Source organism: Bradyrhizobium sp. 31Argb (assembly GCF_043638955.1).
In the GTDB taxonomy this organism is placed as follows: domain Bacteria; phylum Pseudomonadota; class Alphaproteobacteria; order Rhizobiales; family Xanthobacteraceae; genus Bradyrhizobium.
Genome location: NZ_JBEGDB010000611.1, coordinates 1 through 1,187, shown reverse-complemented (window position 1 = coordinate 1,187; position 1,187 = coordinate 1). Strand labels below are relative to the sequence as shown.

Sequence of the window (1,187 nt, the reverse complement as noted above, 5' to 3'; positions counted from 1 at the left end):
AGATCAAAGCTTCGCAGCCATGATCCATCTGACCGCTGCCGTGATAAACTCCCGATGAATCCCAACAGACCCTAGCCTCTTCCGCAGTTGGCCCTTCGATCCCGATCGGCTATTTTGTCGCAGGCATGGCAGCAGCGCCGCCGGGGCATGGTTGCGTCCTGTTCCCGGCATCCCCGTAGAATTGCGGAGGTTCCCCTGATGTGTTCTAACGTCAGGGGCCAGCGATACCCGGAAAATCAGTTTTGAATCCGAAACATCCGTCTGCTGCCGTCCGGTGGAGTTTTCATACGGCCATTGCATGCGGAGATAGCGCATGAAGCCGTTTGCGTCGCCTTACGATCTGACGAACGGCCAGGAGTCAGTCGTCTTCGTCGTCGACGATGACGAGAGCGTACGACGGGCGCTTGCCAACTTGTTCCAATCGGTGGGCCTACAGGTGCAGGAGTTCGGCTCCGCTGCGGAACTGCTGCACAGCAAGCTGCCTGATGTCGCGAGTTGCCTGGTGCTGGACATCCGGCTGCCGGGGTTGAGCGGGCTCGATCTCCAGCTCGAATTGGCCAGGGCGGACGTCCACATTCCCATCATCTTCATGACCGGTCACGGCGACATTCCGATGAGCGTCCGGGCCATGAAGGGCGGGGCAGTCGACTTCCTGACCAAGCCGTTCCGCGATCAGGATATGCTCGATTCCGTGATGACGGCGATCAAGCGCGATCGCGAAAGGCGCGAGGCGGAGAAAGCCGTTACGGGCCTGCGAGAACATTTCGAGACCTTGACCGAACGTGAACGCGAAGTGCTCGCTTTGGTGGCTGCGGGCCTCATGAACAAGCAGATTGCGGCGCAGATCGGTGTTGCCGAGATCACCGTCAAAATCCATCGTGGCCGCGTCATGAAGAAGATGGGCGCAAAATCGCTGGCCGATCTGGTCAGGATGGCCGAAATGATCGGGATTCGTCGCCGATAGGTGTGGGCGAGAAACCTAAGTATGATTCCCCGCTGTATCGATAGAGCGCATTTTACCATTACCAGTGCACGATCCGGGGAAGCGGGTACCGGCTTTTCCGCGCGACAAACGGGGAGGGTTTGCGCGCAGATCGTGTCCCAGACAACATCTAGTGGTTCATCACAGTGATTTTGACGTTTTGATACCGAGCCATTCGAGGATCGGCAAGTTTTCGGGTGGCAGG

At 58.2% G+C, this 1,187-nt stretch carries 1 protein-coding gene; it reads left to right on the top strand.

Annotated elements, in window-relative coordinates; translation table 11 throughout:
- The first annotated feature begins 313 nt into the window (after window positions 1-313).
- Entirely contained in the window at window positions 314-964 is a 651-nt protein-coding gene (locus AAFX91_RS41820) for a response regulator transcription factor (protein ID WP_130578469.1), read from the top strand.
- Window positions 965-1,187: the final 223 nt, after the last annotated feature.

What these genes read in the sequence shown, in the direction of transcription:
- AAFX91_RS41820 (WP_130578469.1), top strand. Translation starts at nt 314, where the DNA reads ATGAAGCCGTTTGCGTCGCCTTACGATCTGACGAACGGCCAGGAGTCA.